This window comes from Fodinibius salipaludis, assembly GCF_002287075.1.
Lineage (GTDB): Bacteria > Bacteroidota > Rhodothermia > Balneolales > Balneolaceae > Fodinibius > Fodinibius salipaludis.
In genome coordinates, this window is sequence record NZ_NSKE01000010.1 from 1 (window position 1) to 17,705 (window position 17,705).

16 protein-coding genes and 1 pseudogene are annotated in these 17,705 nt (G+C 43.1%); 14 read left to right on the forward strand and 3 right to left on the reverse strand.

The window, feature by feature from the left end:
* The 4 genes and pseudogenes from CK503_RS16160 to CK503_RS12995 all read left to right on the forward strand — a co-directional run.
* Window positions 1-242, forward strand: a pseudogene (locus CK503_RS16160) (IS30 family transposase); the annotation flags it as partial.
* A 103-nt stretch (window positions 243-345) separates the two neighbouring features.
* Entirely contained in the window at window positions 346-648 is a 303-nt protein-coding gene (locus tag CK503_RS16285) for a hypothetical protein (RefSeq protein WP_095607263.1), read from the forward strand.
* Between the two features lie 366 nt (window positions 649-1,014).
* Entirely contained in the window at window positions 1,015-1,692 is a 678-nt protein-coding gene (locus CK503_RS12990) for a DUF305 domain-containing protein (protein ID WP_095607264.1), read from the forward strand.
* 29 nt (window positions 1,693-1,721) lie between these two features.
* Window positions 1,722-3,779 carry an LVIVD repeat-containing protein gene (locus tag CK503_RS12995; RefSeq protein WP_095607265.1) on the forward strand — a complete coding sequence of 686 codons (2,058 nt, stop codon included), beginning with the start codon at window positions 1,722-1,724 and terminating at the stop codon, window positions 3,777-3,779.
* A gap of 190 nt (window positions 3,780-3,969) precedes the next feature.
* On the opposite strand, the gene CK503_RS13000 is transcribed toward CK503_RS12995, so the two are convergent.
* The gene (locus tag CK503_RS13000; RefSeq protein ID WP_095607266.1) at window positions 3,970-4,545 is read right to left on the reverse strand and encodes a fasciclin domain-containing protein; all 576 of its coding nucleotides are present in this window, start codon (window positions 4,543-4,545) and stop codon (window positions 3,970-3,972) included.
* Between the two features lie 188 nt (window positions 4,546-4,733).
* On the opposite strand from CK503_RS13000, the gene CK503_RS13005 reads away from it, so the two are divergent.
* The 5 genes from CK503_RS13005 to CK503_RS13025 are packed head-to-tail and all read left to right on the forward strand — an operon-like array spanning window position 4,734 to window position 10,400.
* Complete coding sequence (locus CK503_RS13005; protein ID WP_095607267.1) at window positions 4,734-6,566, forward strand: MutS family DNA mismatch repair protein; 1,833 nt, start codon at window positions 4,734-4,736, stop codon at window positions 6,564-6,566.
* Window positions 6,567-6,593: 27 nt separating this feature from the next.
* Window positions 6,594-7,277, forward strand: a complete 684-nt coding sequence (locus CK503_RS13010; protein ID WP_095607268.1) for an SGNH/GDSL hydrolase family protein — start codon at window positions 6,594-6,596, stop codon at window positions 7,275-7,277.
* A 5-nt stretch (window positions 7,278-7,282) separates the two neighbouring features.
* A complete protein-coding gene (locus CK503_RS13015) occupies window positions 7,283-8,236 on the forward strand; it encodes a threonine/serine dehydratase (protein WP_095607269.1) in 954 nt (317 codons plus the stop codon).
* Between the two features lie 4 nt (window positions 8,237-8,240).
* On the forward strand, window positions 8,241-9,707 hold the full coding sequence (gene cdaA / locus CK503_RS13020) for a diadenylate cyclase CdaA (RefSeq protein WP_095607270.1): 1,467 nt from the start codon (window positions 8,241-8,243) through the stop codon (window positions 9,705-9,707).
* Between the two features lie 21 nt (window positions 9,708-9,728).
* Entirely contained in the window at window positions 9,729-10,400 is a 672-nt protein-coding gene (locus CK503_RS13025; protein WP_095607271.1) for an SIMPL domain-containing protein, read from the forward strand.
* Between the two features lie 48 nt (window positions 10,401-10,448).
* Here CK503_RS13025 and CK503_RS13030 read toward each other — a convergent pair whose 3' ends face one another.
* Window positions 10,449-11,375 carry a PIG-L family deacetylase gene (locus tag CK503_RS13030; RefSeq protein ID WP_095607272.1) on the reverse strand — a complete coding sequence of 309 codons (927 nt, stop codon included), beginning with the start codon at window positions 11,373-11,375 and terminating at the stop codon, window positions 10,449-10,451.
* Between the two features lie 12 nt (window positions 11,376-11,387).
* The gene (locus CK503_RS13035; protein ID WP_095607273.1) at window positions 11,388-12,035 is read right to left on the reverse strand and encodes an arylesterase; all 648 of its coding nucleotides are present in this window, start codon (window positions 12,033-12,035) and stop codon (window positions 11,388-11,390) included.
* 123 nt (window positions 12,036-12,158) lie between these two features.
* On the opposite strand from CK503_RS13035, the gene CK503_RS13040 reads away from it, so the two are divergent.
* The 5 genes from CK503_RS13040 to corA all read left to right on the forward strand — a co-directional run bounded on the left by CK503_RS13040 (window position 12,159) and on the right by corA (window position 17,702).
* Entirely contained in the window at window positions 12,159-12,878 is a 720-nt protein-coding gene (locus CK503_RS13040) for an ABC transporter ATP-binding protein (RefSeq protein WP_095607274.1), read from the forward strand.
* Between the two features lie 21 nt (window positions 12,879-12,899).
* Entirely contained in the window at window positions 12,900-15,446 is a 2,547-nt protein-coding gene (locus tag CK503_RS13045; protein WP_095607275.1) for an ABC transporter permease, read from the forward strand.
* An 81-nt stretch (window positions 15,447-15,527) separates the two neighbouring features.
* On the forward strand, window positions 15,528-16,211 hold the full coding sequence (locus CK503_RS13050) for a YiaD family glycine zipper/OmpA-like lipoprotein (protein ID WP_095607276.1): 684 nt from the start codon (window positions 15,528-15,530) through the stop codon (window positions 16,209-16,211).
* Window positions 16,212-16,241: 30 nt separating this feature from the next.
* A complete protein-coding gene (locus CK503_RS16170; RefSeq protein ID WP_095607277.1) occupies window positions 16,242-16,493 on the forward strand; it encodes a hypothetical protein in 252 nt (83 codons plus the stop codon).
* Window positions 16,494-16,580: 87 nt separating this feature from the next.
* The gene (gene corA, locus CK503_RS13060; protein ID WP_255233423.1) at window positions 16,581-17,702 is read left to right on the forward strand and encodes a magnesium/cobalt transporter CorA; all 1,122 of its coding nucleotides are present in this window, start codon (window positions 16,581-16,583) and stop codon (window positions 17,700-17,702) included.
* The last annotated feature ends 3 nt before the right edge of the window (window positions 17,703-17,705 follow it).

Genomic DNA, 17,705 nt, shown 5'->3' on the forward strand with positions numbered 1-17,705 from the left:
AACAGCTCCAGGCGGACACCTACTTTACCCGCCCGTATACCTCCCAGGATAAAGGAACAGTCGAAAACAGGATTGGCGTCATTCGCCGGTTCTTTCCCAAGGGCATGGATCTTCGAACGGTTTCCGAGGAGCGCATCACAACCGTGGAGCAATATCTGAATTTTCGACCGGTACGAAAATTTGATTACCTTAATCCTATTCAACAAACCCTAAAATACCGCAGTGTTGCATTAGTTACTTGAACACAGCTATCTTATCACATTCCATCAGGAAATTTCTTAATCTTGATTAAAAGACTATACTTTTTAAAAATTCCAAAACACAGGTAATCAAGAATTATTTGCGATGGGACGAATAACAAAGCTGCTGTTCGTATTATTAATTGCAGTTACGATAACACAGTGTAATAATATAAATTCTACTCCCGATACCGACCTACACTTCGAAGGAGAAGTTACCTATATGGAACTTGAAGGTGGATTTTGGGCGGTACAAACTGATGAAGAAACCTACGAACCCACCAATCTTCCCTCTGAGTTTCAGAAAGATGGTCTTGAAGTTACGGTCTCTGCGAATATAGAAGAAAATATGGGAAGCATCAGAATGGTAGGTCCTATTATCCGTATTGTTGACATAGCAAAAAGATAATCCATTCCCTTTGACCTTAGCTATAAATAGCACCTGAAGTCTTATAGTTGTTAGTCCACAGGTTGTTTTTGCTAACTTCTGCCCCCCTTCCTTTCGATTTATCAATTTTTTCATATTTTTTTTGATTTTTTTGAAACTTCGAATCTAATTTTTCGTTTGACCATTCTGACAAAAAAATAATCGGAATTAGAAATACAGTAGGTAATACCAGCAGTTAACCAAATCAGAGTGTATCAATTTTCATTTTTTAAAGATAATGCCATTGGTATTTCTAACGATTTGAATTATAATGTTTTAAGTTTACCGTTAATCTGTATTATTTAAGAATCAGGACATTCTTTTAATAAAAAATTAAAACTCCACAGTTTGAATTATCTAAGAATACTCTTGGTGTTTCTGCTTGTTGCAGGAACCGTCGCTTGCCAAAACACTAAAAAAACGACAAAAGAATCTTCAGCTGACAACGTTGATAAATCTGAGCTTGAAGAACTCTATTGGGATCGTAAAGAAAGCTCCCGGACTTCATTCACCAAAGCGGATGTCAAATTTATGACGGGAATGATTGCCCATCATGCACAAGCACTTATTATGTCTCGATTAGCTCCTGAAAATGGAGCAAGTCCCGCAATACAGCGGCTGGCGGCACGAATCATTAATGCCCAAAAGGATGAAATCGCATCCATGCAGCAGTGGCTTCGTGACCGAGATCAACCCGTGCCTGACATTGAAATTGAAGGTCTTAATTTAATGATAGAACTCAACGGTGAACCTTATACGATGTACAAGAAAATGAGGGGAGTTTTATCACAGCAACAGATTGAGGAATTAGCTTCTGCAAAGGAATCAAAATTTGATAAACTTTTTCTTAAATACATGATTGAGCATCATTCAGGCGCCGTATATATGGTCGAAAACCTGTTCGATACCGATGGTGCTGCACAGGATGATCAGGCATTCAGGTTGGCATCCGATATACAGGTAGATCAACGCACCGAAATAGACCGCATGCAGCAAATGCTCGATCAGCTAACCGAATCAGGATAACACTTTACCTTTAACCTAAAACTATCTTTATGAACTCATATTACAACCGTATACTTTCTGCTACCGGATTAGCCGGAGCAAATAAGCGCTGGCTGGGACTATTATTCGTAGTAGTTCTATTCGGCACTTATGCCTGTTCCTCTTCATCATCGGTAACAGGTAATCAGCAAGAGCAACCTACCGAATCATCCAACATACAATCACTGGATCAGGTAACGCCTCCCAGTCCTGATCCTCGTGTAGGCCTAAAAGCGGGATTATTTGATGCTGAAGAAGCTATATGGAATCTCGAAATGTTGTCACAGACACCTCCACCGGAAGATTTTGTGGGGTCAACAAACTCCGACCTGGCATTTAAAGGAAATTATGCTATCCAGGGAAATTATAACGGTTTTATGGTTTGGGATTTATCCAATCCCGAAGATCCAAGTCTTGTAGTTGATTTCCTATGTCCGGCCTCTCAAAGTGATGTATCCGTTTATGGGGATCTTCTCTTTGTATCCGGAGAAGGACTTGGTGGTCGCCTCGATTGCGGTACCGAAGGAGTTGATAAGCAAGTAAGTGAAAAGCGACTGCGCGGAATACGAATTTTTGATATCAGCGACATTGAAAATCCCGAATACGTTTCTAATGTGCAGACCTGCCGCGGCTCACACACACACTCGGTCTTAGATGATCCGCAAGATGATGAAAATGTATATATTTACGTTTCCGGATCTGCTCCGGTACGTCCCGAGGAAGAGCTATCCGGCTGTTCTTCTGCTCCTCCCTCAGAGGATCTTAACTCTGCTCTGTTCCGAATTGAAGTAATACAGATCCCTTTGGATAGTCCCGAGAATGCTAAAATTGTTAATTCTCCACGCATTTTTGAGAATCTAACCGAAGCACCTTCCCACGGAATGTCTCCTGCCGATAAAGAACAGATTGAAAAAGCGGAAGAAGAAGGAGCATTTGTAGCAGAAATTTTTGGCCAGCCACGCATTATTCCTGATCGCTACGTCCAGCAGATGCTTGCACAAGTGGTAGAACAACGCGGCGGAGAAGGAGAGCCAACTGCACAAGACAGTGCTATGCTGCGTGAAAATATTGGCAAAATGATTGAAGAACGCTTTGGTGGTAATGATGACGATGGGGAAGAAGATTTAATGGCTAACCGCGGTCCGAATCAGTGTCACGATATTACACTCTATCCCGAAATTGGATTGGCTGGCGGAGCCTGTGAAGGATACGGTCTTCTGTTAGATATTAAAGATCCCGCTAATCCCAAACGCGTTGATGCAGTAGCGGATTCTAATTTTGCCTACTGGCACTCTGCCACCTTCAACAACGAAGGCGATAAAGTACTTTTTACGGATGAATGGGGCGGCGGCGGTCAACCAAAGTGCCGTGAGAAAGATCCCATGGAATGGGGCGCAAACGCCATCTTTACTATTGACGAAAACAATGAGATGGATTTTCAAAGTTACTTCAAAATGCCAGCACCACAGACACCAGAAGAAAACTGTGTAGCGCACAACGGCTCACTGATACCGGTACCCGATCGTGATATTATGGTGCAATCCTGGTATCAAGGTGGTATCTCCATTTTTGACTGGACGGATCCTAATAATCCTGTTGAAATTGCATACCACGATCGCGGACCTATTGACTCTACTCGAATGCAGATGGGGGGAAGCTGGTCGGTATACTGGTACAACGGTGTTATTGTAAACTCTGAAATTGCTCGCGGACTTGATATCTTTGAACTGGAACCCAGCCCATACCTCACAGAAAACGAGATTGCAGCTGCCAATACCGTTACTTTTGAGCAGCTTAACCCACAGGGGCAACCGAAATACGACTGGCCCACAACCTTTGCTCTTGCCAAAGCTTATGTTGATCAACTGGAACGCGGTAACGGACTATCAGCAGATCAGTTAGCGAACACCAGAGCTCAAATTTCTGAGGCTGAAAAGGCTTCCGGGTCAAATAAATCAGACATCTTGACCTCGCTGGCAAATAACCTTGACGGACACGCAAATAATTCCAGTCAAACTGCAAAGGTAAATAAATTAGTTGATACCCTGCATAAACTGGCTGCCAAATAAACTGCTGAGTATTTTCTGAGCGATTTTATTTGTAATACTTTTGGCTCTTATTGGAATTGCTAAACGCATTCTGATAAGAGCCTTTTTTATTTGAGGATTTTTTATAAAAACTAATTATTGACCTAAAAAAGTAAAGTCCGGCAACTCGAATTGTCACCGAACTTTACCCCTTATCTTATAACAAGCTTACTTAGTTTGCCACTAAGAATACTTTGTCAACAACATGGACTCGACCGTTTGAGGCATCAACCGAACCTAATATTTTAGCGCCATTAACATACACTTCTCCATCCTTTTCTTCCGACTGTACATATTGTCCCGTAGCCAGATACACACTCGTACCTCTTGCCAATCGATCTTTATCCAGCGAAGCAGGTGATGCGTGAGAAGTTAAAATTTTGGCTAACTTTGATTTGTTCTCGGGCTTCATCAACTCATCGAGCGTACCTTCAGGTAAAGCCTTGAAAGCTTCATCAGTAGGAGCAAAAACCGTTAATGGTCCCGGATTAACCAACACATTTTGGATACCGGCTGCTTCTATCGCTTTGGCCAAAATGGTATGATCAGGGGATTCCTTAGCAATCCGTAAAATATGTGCTTTAGACTCATCATCCACTACACCGGCCTGCCCTGTGGTAGACGCAGAAGCCGTTTTACTCTGAGCTCCATTATTATTGGTTTTCTCCTCCGTGTTTCCACACGAAATCAATGCCATTGAAAGTACCGCTGCCAACGCTATCGTGCCTATTTTTTGTATGATATTCATAACTATTTGGGGGTTTATTATTTTGATAAATCACCTAACAAGAATAAAAGATCTCTTTATCCTTTACTTGAATTTATGAAAAAATTATACCTTGCCCAATAATATATTATAGCCCTAATTTCTATCTGCATCTTTTCGTTGCTTTCTCTATCCTATGACATAGTATTTTTATTCCAATAAAACTTCATATGCAGAACTATTCCCGACAGTCATTGGCAAACGCGTTCAAGAATCAAGTCCGCCGTCTATCAGATAATACTGAATCACTTAACAAGCTAAGCAGTCGCCTTTCAATGGGTCGCCTTTTTGGCTTTATAGGCGGACTTATACTGGTTTATGCCGCCGGAAGTTGGGGACCGGAATGGTTGTTCTGGATCACCTTGGTCTTTTTTCTCTTTGGATTTCGCCAGTTGGTAAAAGTCCACAATAAAGTGGAGCAGTCGAAAGAAAAGTTTCAAATATGGAAATCGATTCGAGAAACACATTTAGCTCGGCAACAATTAGACTGGCAAAATATTCCCGCCCGAAAGCCATCTCCAAATTACGAGGGTCACCCCTTTGCCAACGATCTCGACATTATCGGCACCCATTCACTGCTGCAACTTATCGATACGTCGACATACCAAGGAAGTACCGATGAGCTATCCGACTATCTGTTAATCCAGAATCCCACTCCCAAAGACGTACAAAAGCGCCAGGAAATTGTTAAGGAACTTACCTCGAAACCACAATTTCGCGATCAGTTACACCTTTTGGCAAAACTCAACAGCAAACAGGAACTCGAAACTGACTGGAACCTCGATCAACTGCTCGACTATCTGCGAAACTCAAAAGTGGTTAACTATACGCTTCCACTAACTATCCTGGGAGGGCTTTCGGTTCTCAATATTGTACTGCTGGTACTCTATCTGATGGGAACCATTGCTCCCTACGTCATTATCAGTTTTGTAGCCTATTTGGTGATTTACAATTTCAACAGCGAAAAGATATCCGGTCTATACAACGAGGCGCACCAAATTGAGAAACAACTAAGTCGTTTTAACCCCGTTTTACACTTTCTGGAAAATTACGACTATCAATCAAACGAACAGCTAAAAACATTCTGCAAACCATATTGGAGCAGCGATTATTCACCATCCAAGTATGTAAAGGGGATTATTCGCATTGCCGGAGCGGCCTCTTCTCAACAAAGTGAGATTGTCTGGGTACTGCTCAACTTTTTAGTGCCGTGGGATCTCTACTTTTCACAAAAACTGAGCACGTATAAAAAAGAACTGGCCCCAAAACTGGATGAATGGCTCACACATTTTTATCAGCTTGAGGCTTTTTGCTCCATGGCCAATTTCGCGTGGTTAAATCCGCAGTATCATTTTTCTTTGCCTGATAAACAGTCTTCAACTCCTTTTTCTGCTACTAATCTCGGGCATCCGCTCATCCATCACAAAGAAAAAGTAACTAATGATATTACGATCGATTCCAAAGGTGATATTCTGTTGATTACCGGCTCTAACATGGCCGGAAAAAGTACTTTTTTACGTACTATGGGCATTAATCTGTCTATGTGTTTTGCAGGAGCCCCCGTTAATGCTTCAACATTTTCCACAATTCCCTTTCGGATTTACAGTAGTATCAACGTAACCGACTCGCTTGACAACGGACTCTCTCACTTTTATGCAGAGGTGAAACGGCTGCGAGAATTAATGGATATGCTCAATGACAACCAAGATACCCCAGTATTTTTTATGGTAGATGAAATCTATCGCGGCACCAACAACCGGGAGCGACTGCAGGGTAGCGAAGCTTTTCTGAAAAATGTAGCCGGCAAAAACGGTGTAGGACTTGTTTCCACCCATGATCTGGAGCTCGCACAACTCGAAGAATCCATCCCCGAGCTCAGCAACTGGCATTTTGCCGAAACCATTGAAGGCAACAAAATGAGTTTCGAATATAAGCTGAAACCCGGCCCCTGCCCTTCTACCAATGCGCTCAAAATTATGGAAATGGAAGGTCTTCCTACGTAGGAGCTAAGAATTAATAAGTCAAAGGCTATGAATAATTATATCCGGTCGGTTATATTTGGGCTACTCTTCTCGGCATTATTATTCTTGGGATCCTGTGAAGACGAATCCTCCTCTATTTCATTGTTAGCTCTGGGTGACTCTTATACTATCGGTGAAAGTGTGGATAAGGATCAGCGCTGGCCTGTACTTCTTGCTGACTCACTGCGCAGTCGGAATTTAAGAGTTGAACAACCCAAAATAATTGCTCAAACAGGCTGGACCACTTCCGACTTACAAGAAGCTATTGAAAAAGAAAAGCCTCACTCCAGTTACGATCTCGTTTCACTACAAATTGGTGTTAATAATCAATACCAGGGATTGGATTTCAAACTGTTTGAAAAAGAGTTTAAAGAGCTTTTAAAACAGGCTGTGTCTTTTGCCGATGGCAAATCCCAAAACGTATTTGTCGTTTCTATTCCCAACTATGGCGTTACCCCTTTTGGGCAGAAAAAGAATCCCGATAAAATTACTCGAGAGCTAAGTCGATATAATGAAACGGCCCGGAAAATTGCTCAAAAACATGATATTACTTTCATCAACATCACTCCTATTTCTGAGGATGCTCTTAATAATCCCGAACTAACGGCAAATGACGAACTTCATCCATCCGGAGAAATGTACCAGCAGTGGGTTTCAAAAATGCTTCCCTCAATATTACCTAAACTACAGTAATCGATATGGAGCTACTAAACGAAATTGAACAAGCTCATAAGCGTATTCGGGATGATGTTTTTCAAACACCCCTGCTCTACTCCAACTGGTTGAGTGATTATTGTAGTGGGGATGTTTATCTAAAACTTGAAAGCGAACAGATTACCGGATCATTTAAAGCGCGTGGGAGTTTAAACAAACTCAAATGGATAAAGGAACAAAATATTAAAGGCTTGCCGGTTACCGCCTCAACGGGAAATCACGGACTCGGGTTTGCCCGCGCCTGTGATCTTCTGGGAATCAAAGGAAAGGTTTTTCTTCCGCATAATGCCGTTTCATTCAAGGTAGAATCTATCAGAGCTTTTGATGTGGAAATCGAATTTCACGGGGATGATCCCTATACAACTGAAACATATGCTCGCAAAACAGCCGAGCAAAACGAGTGGATCTACGTATCACCCTACAACGATCACCAGATTGTAGCGGGACAGGGAACCATCGGGATAGAAATATTAAATAACATTTCCAATCCTGATAACATTTTTGCCACAGTGGGTGGCGGAGGGCTTATTTCGGGAATTGGAAGCTACGTGAAAGCTCAATCTCCGGCTACGAAAATTATTGGATGCCAACCGGAAAATTCACCGGAGATGAGCGTGAGCGTACAGGCCGGAGAGTATCGCGAAGTGGAATCCAAGCCCACCCTTTCGGATGGTTCGGCCGGTGGGTTTGAGCGCAATTCCATTACTTTTGAACTGTGCCGAAAGCTTGTGGATGATTTTATTTTGATTTCCGAAGACGAAATTGCCGACAGTATTCGTTCTATGATAAAGCACCACAGCAAATTAGTGGAAGGATCAGCGGGAGTGGCCATTGCCAGCTTGCTAAAATATCCGGAGAGATTTGCTAACCAAACGACTGTCATCGTCGTCTGTGGTGCAAATATTTCGGCAGATAAATTACAATCAATCATTTGCTAATAATATGATAGAAACACTTGGATCCAGCCTGCAAGACTTCGCCTACAACGTGCGTATTGTGGATATCCTGGATGTTGCTCTAATCTCAGTAGTTTTCTATCTATTGATAAATTGGCTAATCCGAAGCCTGTCAAAGCGTACGCTAATCGGCTTCTCAACCCTGTTTGTGATTTATCTTATAGCCCGTCTATCAGGTATGTACCTGACTGAATTACTCATCCAAGCCCTCTTTATTGTTATTTTGATTGGTATGGTTGTCGTCTTCCAATCGGATATCAGACGGATCGTTGATAGCGTCGGCAACTGGAATTTCTTTATGAAAAATGACCCTCCTTCCGATTCCAGAACCGCGACTAATATAATAGCAGAGGCCGCTTCCAAGATGGCTTATAATAAGACGGGAGCCCTTATTGTGATCCGTGGCAAAGAAAACTGGGATCGCCATATTGATGGCGGTATTGCTCTTGATGGGCAACTTTCTACTTCGCTATTATATAGCATTTTTAATCCCACAGCTCCCGGGCACGATGGTGCCGTATTGCTTGAGGGTAATAACATCGTTCGATTCGGTACCCATCTGCCGTTATCAAGGAATATGGGCGAAAATTTTGAAGGCGGAACTCGTCATGCCGCCGCTCTTGGTATATCAGAACAATGCGATGCCCTTGTTGTGGTCGTATCTGAAGAACGAGGAACAATTAGTGTGGCACAATCTGGTTTACTCAAAACTCTGGAATCCCGCAGCGAGTTAAAACGCATTCTCGATGATTTTTGGGAAAAGCACTATCAATCGGAGGATACTTCTATTATCAACGGATGGAAACAAAGGAATATACAGACGGCCATTGCTTCTTTAGTAATTGCCGGCATGCTTTGGTTTGCTTATGCCTACCAGTCCGGGACGGTCTACCGCTCCTTTTCAATACCTATTGAGTATCGGAATTTACAAAATAGTAGTATGATGGTTCAGGATTCACTGCCAATGCAAGCCCAAGTTACCCTGGCCGGACCAGAACAAGCCTTCCGTGCCTTAGATCCATCTACCCTTGTTATAACATTTGACGTTAATGAAGAAAATTTAAATTCCGGTAAATTTCCAATCACTGAAAATGTTATTAATATTCCCAATGAATTTCGTTTGTACGATGCAAATCCTCAATCGTTAGAAATTACTGCTCAGGAAGTAGAACAACTCCAGATACCGGTACACATTGCTATGAGCGATACCCTTTCGGATCAACTCGAACTTCTCTCAATAAGTGCCAAGCCTGAAACAGTCACCGTAGCCGTTCCCAAGGGTAATACTGTTCCCGACTCTATTGCAACTGAATCTATTGATCTTTCTGATATTGAAGAGTCCATGAAGATAACAAAAGATCTTCTGCTTCCTTTAGGATTAAGATTATCTGAAGATGAAACACAAGAAATTGTCATCTCTATTGAAGTTCGAGAAAAAGATAATACCAATTAACCTATTAGATATAGAAAAACCATGCGTTACTTCATTATTTTAATATCCTGTATTTGCATAACTGCAACAACACAAGCTCAGAATGTCATCTCTATAAATGCCACTGCCGAGGTATTGGTTCCGGCCGATAAAATTGCTTTTCAAATCAACTTGAATGCGGAAGGTGACACTCCTCAAGAGGCCTATAACCTCCATAAAGAGCGTGAAAAAGTGTTGGTACAAGAGCTGAAGAAACACGATATCAAGGAAGAAGATCTAACTTTTGAACCCATTTCTATCAATAAGACCTACAACGGATCGTATCGAAATGAGGAGAATAAACGCATTCAAACACGCCAAAACGTTATCGTAACGCTGAAGAACTTTGATATTTATGAGGAGATTCAGATCACGCTTATTGAAAATAATTTTGATGAATTCAGCGGTAATTTTACATCCAGCGAGGCCGAAGAAGGAGAAAATGAGGCTCTAAAAGAAGCATTAAAAATTGCCCGCGAAAAAGCTGAAATTATTGCCAACGAAACGGGCGTCACTATCACCGGCATCAAAAATATCAGCCATTCATACAACAGTCGTCCGCCCAGACCAATGATGGAGATGACTTCTGCAAAATCTTCTGACAGCCTTTTGGAGTTCGATCAGTCGGTAAGCGTTTCAGCCAATGTATCAGTGACATATAAATTTAAGAAGTAACCATTTAAGTAAAAGGTGTCATTACTCAGTACAATAGCATCTCTTTTTTTAATTCCGAAATTCAATATTCGGATTACGATAGACAGGCACCTCGTTAACGGCCTCAAAGAATTCTTTCGCTTTCATCAGACCTTCTCTGTCGTTAATAGCATAGGGCCAATACTGCTCCACGTTCCCGCGTCCCATAAAAAGTTGCATGGTTCCCTGTGATTTGTGCTCTGCAATCACCCAATTGGCAACAATTTTGTAATCCAGTCGATCATCAAAACCAAACTTTTGTGTTCGGTCAAATTCCATCGGCTGTTGTCCTTCCATCAGCTTGGAAATCGGATAACCTTCCAGCTGTGAATAGTCATTTTTTTCTCCAAGTGATTCAGTAATAGTCGTGGCAAAAACAAGAGGACGCTCCTCTTCGGGTAAATTTTGTATTGCCTGCAGCGCCAGAATAGCTGAAGCTTTGTGATGCCCGTGTGTTTCTACAATTGGCGTCATGGTAAATACAAAATCGTACTGTTCCTCTTTCAGTATTTTTTGCAGTCGCTGCTTTATCCAGTCAGTGTCCCAATTTTCCATCGGAGGACTTATGTCTTCGGAGTATTCGTCATCCACCTGATCAAAAAAGAAGTAGTTGCGCATACCCACAATTTTACCGCCAGCCATCAATTCCCGTTTGCGGATGCCCGGCAGGTATTCACGTCCCACCTCTTCCCTGTCAAGCTCACGATTATAAATATAATTTCCCAGCGTCGAATATTTATACCCGCCTTCGCCGTTGGTCATAATTGCCAAATCCACTATCCCATCAAGTAGATGTGTAGTCTTAAAAACCGTGGCTGCAAATATAGCGTCATCATCAGGATGAGCGGTCACCAACAGTACTTTTGGCTCATAATCCAACTCCTGAGCCTGAGTACGTTCTGCAAGTCCATATGAAAAGAGTAAGCTGACAATTAAGAACGCTTTAATCCTGCTCATAATAATATCCTTTTAATTAGCATGATTATCTGCTCTTTTAGATTCCAAAATAGGCTTTAGCACATTCCATGTTTTATCAGCTAACAATCTATGTCCGGCCTCCGTTGGGTGGATTCCATCGGACTGCATTAATTCCGAATCGCCCCCCAGCTCATCCAAAAAATAAGGAATAAGTTCGGCATTATTTTCTTCGGCTAATTCCGGATATATCTCTTTGAATTCTCGCGTGTAATCAGGTCCCAAATTGGGCGGCACCTGCATACCGGTGATAACAATAGATGCATCGGGATACTTGGCTTCCACCTTATCAATAATTTTTTGCAAATTCTGTTTCGTTGCATCCAAATCAATCCCGCGCAGTCCGTCATTACCGCCCAGTTCAAGTACAAAAACAGATACCGGCTGACGCAACATCCAGTCGATTCGAGACAAACCACCGGCCGATGTTTCACCGCTCGATCCCCCGTTCACCGCTTTGAAATTCCAATCCAGCGAATCAATTTTCTGCTGGATAAAAGCCGGAAAAGCATTTTCTTCTCCAATCCCATATCCTGCGGTAATACTGTCCCCAAAAAAAAGTATGCGTTTGGGAGGCTCTTGCCCGTAGACCATCATCGGAAGTAGAGAAATCAAAACAATAACCGTCAAAATCCGTTTCATAAATCAGTAAGCGTAAATTATTGTTATAACATTTTCATTTAGGTTGGGAAACGCTTTCCTTTACGGAATGATTCACCCGTTGGTAGATGTTACTACCTATAATTCATATTACGATATTATTTTATGGCATTAGATCCAATTTTGGAAGTTACAAATCTCACACAACAATTTAGAAGTGGCGATAAAAAATTAACCGTCCTCGATCACGTCGATTTTTCGGTTGAAGAAGGTACCACCTGTTCTATCGTGGGACCATCGGGCAGCGGTAAGACAACCTTGCTGGGACTTTGTGCCGGGCTCGATCGTCCCACAACCGGGGAAGTAACACTCAACGGCGTACAATTAGGACCGCTCAATGAAGACCAGCGTGCCGCAGTACGCAATAAACATGTGGGATTCGTCTTCCAAACCTTTCAACTGGTACCTACCCTTACCGCTTTAGAAAACGTAATGGTTCCACTTGAACTCCGAGGAGTAAAAACCTCAGAGGTACAGCGTGATGCCGAAGAATTGCTTACCCAAGTGGGTCTTGCTGATCGTATGAGTCACTATCCCTCTCAACTTTCCGGTGGTGAACAACAGCGCGTAGCCATAGCACGTGCGTTCATCAACAAGCCAAAGATACTTTTTGCGGATGAGCCCACCGGGAACCTTGACTCTGAAACAGGAGCCACCATCGAAGAATTACTTTTCGATCTCAATAAAGCACGCGGCACAACCCTCATTTTGGTAACACACGATTTATCTCTGGCCGAGCAGTGTCAACGTATCATACGGTTGAAAAACGGTCAAATTCACAAAGACGAGTGGATTGACAATCCCACTGCAGAACAGGTTCAATAAGAGTTTTCAGATATTAGATTTATGTCATCATTCTTTTCTAAATGGTCATGGAAAATGGCCTGGCGAGATGCCCGATCCAACAAAAAGCGATTGTTCGTTTATATCTCAGCCATCATTATTGGAGTTGCGGCACAGGTAGCGATCACCTCATTTCGTGACAGCCTCAACAATACGATCGATAACCAATCAAAAGAACTGCTGGGGGCAGATCTTGAAATTGAAACTGAGCAGCCACCACCCGATACGCTCACTGCCTATTTTGATACATTAGGCGGAGAACAATCCACCATTACAGAATTCCCCTCGATGGTCTTGTTTCCCCAAAATGGGAATACACGCCTGGCCAACGTCCGTGCGTTGGAAGGAAACTTCCCCTTTTACGGGGCACTCGAAACCATCCCAATAGAAGCCGCGCAAACATTCAAATCGGACACCACTGCCCTGGTCGATCAGGCGTTGATGACCCAGTTTGATATTGAAGTCGGTGATTCTATTAAAGTCGGGGATGTTACGTTTGCCATCGGGGGTGGGATTACCAAAGTCCCCGGAGAGGCTGCCGCTGCGTCAATGATTGGTCCACGCATATTTATTCCGGCTTCGATGCTGGAGGCCACAAATCTTGTACAGCGCGGCAGTCGTGTAGAGTACAAACAGTACTTTAGCTTTGCTGATGAGCGGGATGTGGATGCCATCGAAGCACGTGTTGACTCGCTACAAGATGCCCTCGGCATCGATATCGACACCGAAACGGTAAAAGAGCGACGCGAAGAAATCGGTGAGGCGGTTGGTAATCTCGGTAAATTCCTGAATCTCGTCGGCTTTATCGCCCTGCTGTTGGGTGGTATAGGTGTGGCAAGTTCCATCCACGTGTATATCAATCAGAAGATCAGTACGGCATCCGTTCTTCGATGTTTTGGGGCTTCCTCTGATCAGACGATGAGTATTTTTCTTATTCAAGCGATTGTTTTAGGATTCCTCGGAGCCCTCACGGGCACAATAATTGGTGTAGGCGTTCAATACTTGTTGCCCGGTTTGGTCAGTGATTTTCTGCCCGTTACTGTAGAATTGACCACCTCTTGGTTAGCCATTGGGCTCGGACTTTTTACCGGTACGGGTGTTGCCCTTGCCTTTGCCCTGTTACCGCTTCTGGCGCTCCGTAAGGCTTCACCGCTGTATGCCCTGCGTACTATGGAGGGCTCGATCACGGCTCTGCTGTCAAACAAAACGAAAGCTATTATCTACGTAGCCGTAGCACTTGTTGTTATGGGATATGCAACCCTACTGACCTCCGACTGGATTATAGGCGGGCTGTTTACCGCCGGAATGATCGTTGCTTTCGGATTACTGTGGCTGGTCGCAAAGTTATTAATCAAACTTATTCGCCGGAATTTCCCCTCTAACTGGCCTTACGTCTGGCGCCAAGGCTTGGCGAATTTATATCGTCCCCATAACCAAACGACAACGCTCATGCTCTCCCTGGGATTGGGAATGCTGCTGGTTAGCACGCTCTACTTTAGCCAGGATATGCTGATGGAAGAGCTCGATTTCGCCACTCGTGATGACGCCCCTAATCTCATCTTCTTTGATATACAACCCGATCAAAATGAAGGACTTAATCAGCTCCTGGAAGAAAATGATGTGCCGATTATCCAAAATGTGCCGATGGTTACAATGCGGCTGGACTCGTTGCGTGGACGCAGTACCCAAGCTATCGATGACGACAGTACCAATAACGTGCATGACTGGGCTCTGCGAAGAGAATACCGCTCCACCTACCGCGACAGCCTGATTGACTCTGAGACACTGCTCGAAGGAGAATGGATTGGACAAGCCCCAGATACGGGACGCGTTCCGGTATCAGCGGCCAAAGAAATTTCCGAAGATCTCAACTTGGAGATTGGCGATGCGCTCACCTTTGATGTACAGGGCGTACCCGTAGAGGCAGTTGTAGGCAGCATTCGCGAAGTAGATTTCCAACGCGTACAACCCAACTTCTTCATGCTCTTTCCCACCGGTGTTTTGGAACCTGCCCCCCAAATTTATGTCACCGTTTCGCGAGCTCCCAGCCAAGATATTTCCGCCTCCGTTCAACAAGCGGTTGTGCAAAAATATCCCAATGTATCGGCTATTGACGTCAGTCGCATCCTTGAGACCATCAACCAATTTATTGATAAAATTTCGTTTGCCGTACAATTTATGGCGCTGTTCAGCATTATTACCGGACTTATCGTCCTTGCCAGCTCTGTAGCCACCAGCCGATTCCAGCGTATCAAAGAAAGTGTTTTACTACGGACAATCGGTGCCAGTAAGAAACAAATTATCCAAATACTGTCGGTAGAGTATCTTTTCCTGGGGATTCTGTCCGCACTTACGGGACTCATACTTTCAGTAGGTGCTACCTGGCTACTGGGCTACCTCTATTTTGATATCACCTTTACACCCAATCTCTGGGTCATCATTCTGGGCACATTGATCGTTACCGGTCTTACTATTCTAATTGGAATGTTTAACAGCCGAAGTGTCTATAAAAAGACTCCTCTGGAAGTATTACGTATGGAAGCCGAATAGTTTTAGGAAACATTATCTGTAGTAACCCATTAAAAGGGTATAGCATAAGAACACTTCAAAAATTAACCGACCAAGTTTCCCATGAAGTTATCTAAATACGGCCTAATTATTACACTTTGTCTTGGACTATTGACCGTAACAGCCACTAATTGTAAAAACTGGAGCAAAACGGCAAAAGGAGGAACAATTGGCGCCGGTGCGGGAGCGTTAGCCGGAGCAGTTATTGGTGAAGTAACCGGTGATAATAGCGTAAAAGGGGCCATTATTGGAGCGGCTGTTGGTGGTGCAGCCGGGGCAGCTATCGGTAACTATATGGATCGTCAGGCCCGTGAGATGCGTGAAGACCTTGAAAATGCCGAGGTAGAACGCGTTGGTGAAGGTATTAAAATTACGTTTGACTCGGGGATCCTTTTCAAAGTTGACTCCTATAACCTCCAGGAACCGGCAAAAGAAAACATTGCCGAACTATCGGAAATCCTTAAAAAATATGATGACACCAATATCCTTTTTGCGGGCCATACCGATAATACCGGTTCGGAAAAATATAACCAGCAGCTATCAGAAGATCGCGGAAAATCAGTAGCAGAATACACTTCCTTTTTGGGGGTAGAATCTAATCGAATGACCATTATTGGCTACGGTGAGACCGACCCTACCGCTTCGAACGAAACCGCTGAGGGACGGCAGCAAAATCGTCGCGTAGAAATTGCTATCTATGCTAATGACGAGCTGAAGAAAGCTGCTAAAAGTGGCGAACTAAATTAAATCAATTTTAAAAATTTTCTTTTTCTAAAAATGGCTTCGGACTTTACCGAGGCCATTTTTATTTTACAGCCTCTCAGCCGAATGCGATATAAAATCAGAATTAATACGTATATGGATATTGATCAGAAAACGAACCTCATTTCAATTATCATTTTACTGGTTTGTACCCTGATAGCTATCGGTATTTATATGTACAGCGGCAACATTGTAGTTGCAATCTTTATTGCTCCCCCTATCATCCACTGGATCCTGAAAAAGAGAGCCAACACAGAGCACTTATAAATTGAGGAGATATACCTTTGGTCGTTTGTTTTAGGTCTTTAGCTTAACCATATTATTGATGTCAGTTAACCAAAAAATAGTATCAGTATGGCTACATCAGGGACACTTAAAAATATGCTGCCAAGTGTTCGATTCCGTAGGACCGGACGTCACAAAAAACCGGGCACAGCCCCCGGCACCATTGAACATATCGGTGAACGGCACATGGATGAGATCAAAATCACCGTTCATGATTACGACGAGGAGCACATCGATGAGATTCCAATCAGTAAAATCCAAAAGGTCCAACCTTACTTGGATGCTCCTTCAAAAACCTGGGTGCAGGTACAAGGCCTGCATGACACCGAAAAGCTAAAATCAATCTGGAACTTCTTTGATCTGCATACCCTCATTCAGGAAGATATTGTCCATACGGCCCAGCGTCCCAAAGTAGAAGTCTATGACAACTGCATCTTTTTTGTACTTTGTCTGCTTTCCTATTCCAAGGAAGAGCAAAAAATTCAGGCTGAACAGATCAGTATCGTACTTGGCAAGAATTATGTTCTGTCGTTTCAAGAAACAGATGTTGATCATTTTAAGCCCATTATCAATCGGCTCGCCATAAAGGGAGCACGCATCCGAAAGCAGAATGCTGATTACCTGATGTATGCTTTGGTTGATACCGTTGTGGACTACTATTTCAATATCATCGAACACATAGCCGATGATATTGAGGGACTTGAAGATGAACTCCTGCAAGATCCCGAAGACCACCTGTTGAATCAAATTCATAAAATTAGGCGCGAAATTATCTTCTTCCGAAAACAAGTTTGGCCGTTGCGTGATGCGATCAATGCCACCATCAGAGATGAATCACAATTTATTGACAACAGCACAAAAATATATCTCCGTGATGTGTATGATCATATGATCCAGGTAATCGATAACATCGAGAATTATCGCGACATGATCCTGGGTCTCCAGGATATGTATATGTCGCACGTGAGTAATAAGATGAACGAAGTAATGAAAGTGCTCACCATTATTGCTACTATTTTTATTCCACTCACTTTCGTGGCCGGTATATATGGAATGAATTTTGATCCCGGAGCAAGTCCGTATAATATGCCCGAACTCAGCTGGTATTGGGGATATCCCGCCTCATTGGGAGGCATGACCATTCTTGCACTTATCATGATTTTCTTCTTTAAACGCAAGGGATGGTTCTGAGAT

What these genes read in the sequence shown, in the direction of transcription:
- CK503_RS16285 (WP_095607263.1), top strand. Translation starts at nt 346, where the DNA reads ATGGGACGAATAACAAAGCTGCTGTTCGTATTATTAATTGCAGTTACG.
- CK503_RS12995 (WP_095607265.1), top strand. Translation starts at nt 1,722, where the DNA reads ATGAACTCATATTACAACCGTATACTTTCTGCTACCGGATTAGCCGGA.
- CK503_RS13000 (WP_095607266.1), bottom strand. Translation starts at nt 4,545, where the DNA reads ATGAATATCATACAAAAAATAGGCACGATAGCGTTGGCAGCGGTACTT.
- CK503_RS13005 (WP_095607267.1), top strand. Translation starts at nt 4,734, where the DNA reads ATGCAGAACTATTCCCGACAGTCATTGGCAAACGCGTTCAAGAATCAA.
- CK503_RS13010 (WP_095607268.1), top strand. Translation starts at nt 6,594, where the DNA reads ATGAATAATTATATCCGGTCGGTTATATTTGGGCTACTCTTCTCGGCA.
- CK503_RS13015 (WP_095607269.1), top strand. Translation starts at nt 7,283, where the DNA reads ATGGAGCTACTAAACGAAATTGAACAAGCTCATAAGCGTATTCGGGAT.
- cdaA (WP_095607270.1), top strand. Translation starts at nt 8,241, where the DNA reads ATGATAGAAACACTTGGATCCAGCCTGCAAGACTTCGCCTACAACGTG.
- CK503_RS13025 (WP_095607271.1), top strand. Translation starts at nt 9,729, where the DNA reads ATGCGTTACTTCATTATTTTAATATCCTGTATTTGCATAACTGCAACA.
- CK503_RS13030 (WP_095607272.1), bottom strand. Translation starts at nt 11,375, where the DNA reads ATGAGCAGGATTAAAGCGTTCTTAATTGTCAGCTTACTCTTTTCATAT.
- CK503_RS13035 (WP_095607273.1), bottom strand. Translation starts at nt 12,035, where the DNA reads ATGAAACGGATTTTGACGGTTATTGTTTTGATTTCTCTACTTCCGATG.
- CK503_RS13040 (WP_095607274.1), top strand. Translation starts at nt 12,159, where the DNA reads ATGGCATTAGATCCAATTTTGGAAGTTACAAATCTCACACAACAATTT.
- CK503_RS13045 (WP_095607275.1), top strand. Translation starts at nt 12,900, where the DNA reads ATGTCATCATTCTTTTCTAAATGGTCATGGAAAATGGCCTGGCGAGAT.
- CK503_RS13050 (WP_095607276.1), top strand. Translation starts at nt 15,528, where the DNA reads ATGAAGTTATCTAAATACGGCCTAATTATTACACTTTGTCTTGGACTA.
- CK503_RS16170 (WP_095607277.1), top strand. Translation starts at nt 16,242, where the DNA reads ATGGCTTCGGACTTTACCGAGGCCATTTTTATTTTACAGCCTCTCAGC.
- corA (WP_255233423.1), top strand. Translation starts at nt 16,581, where the DNA reads ATGGCTACATCAGGGACACTTAAAAATATGCTGCCAAGTGTTCGATTC.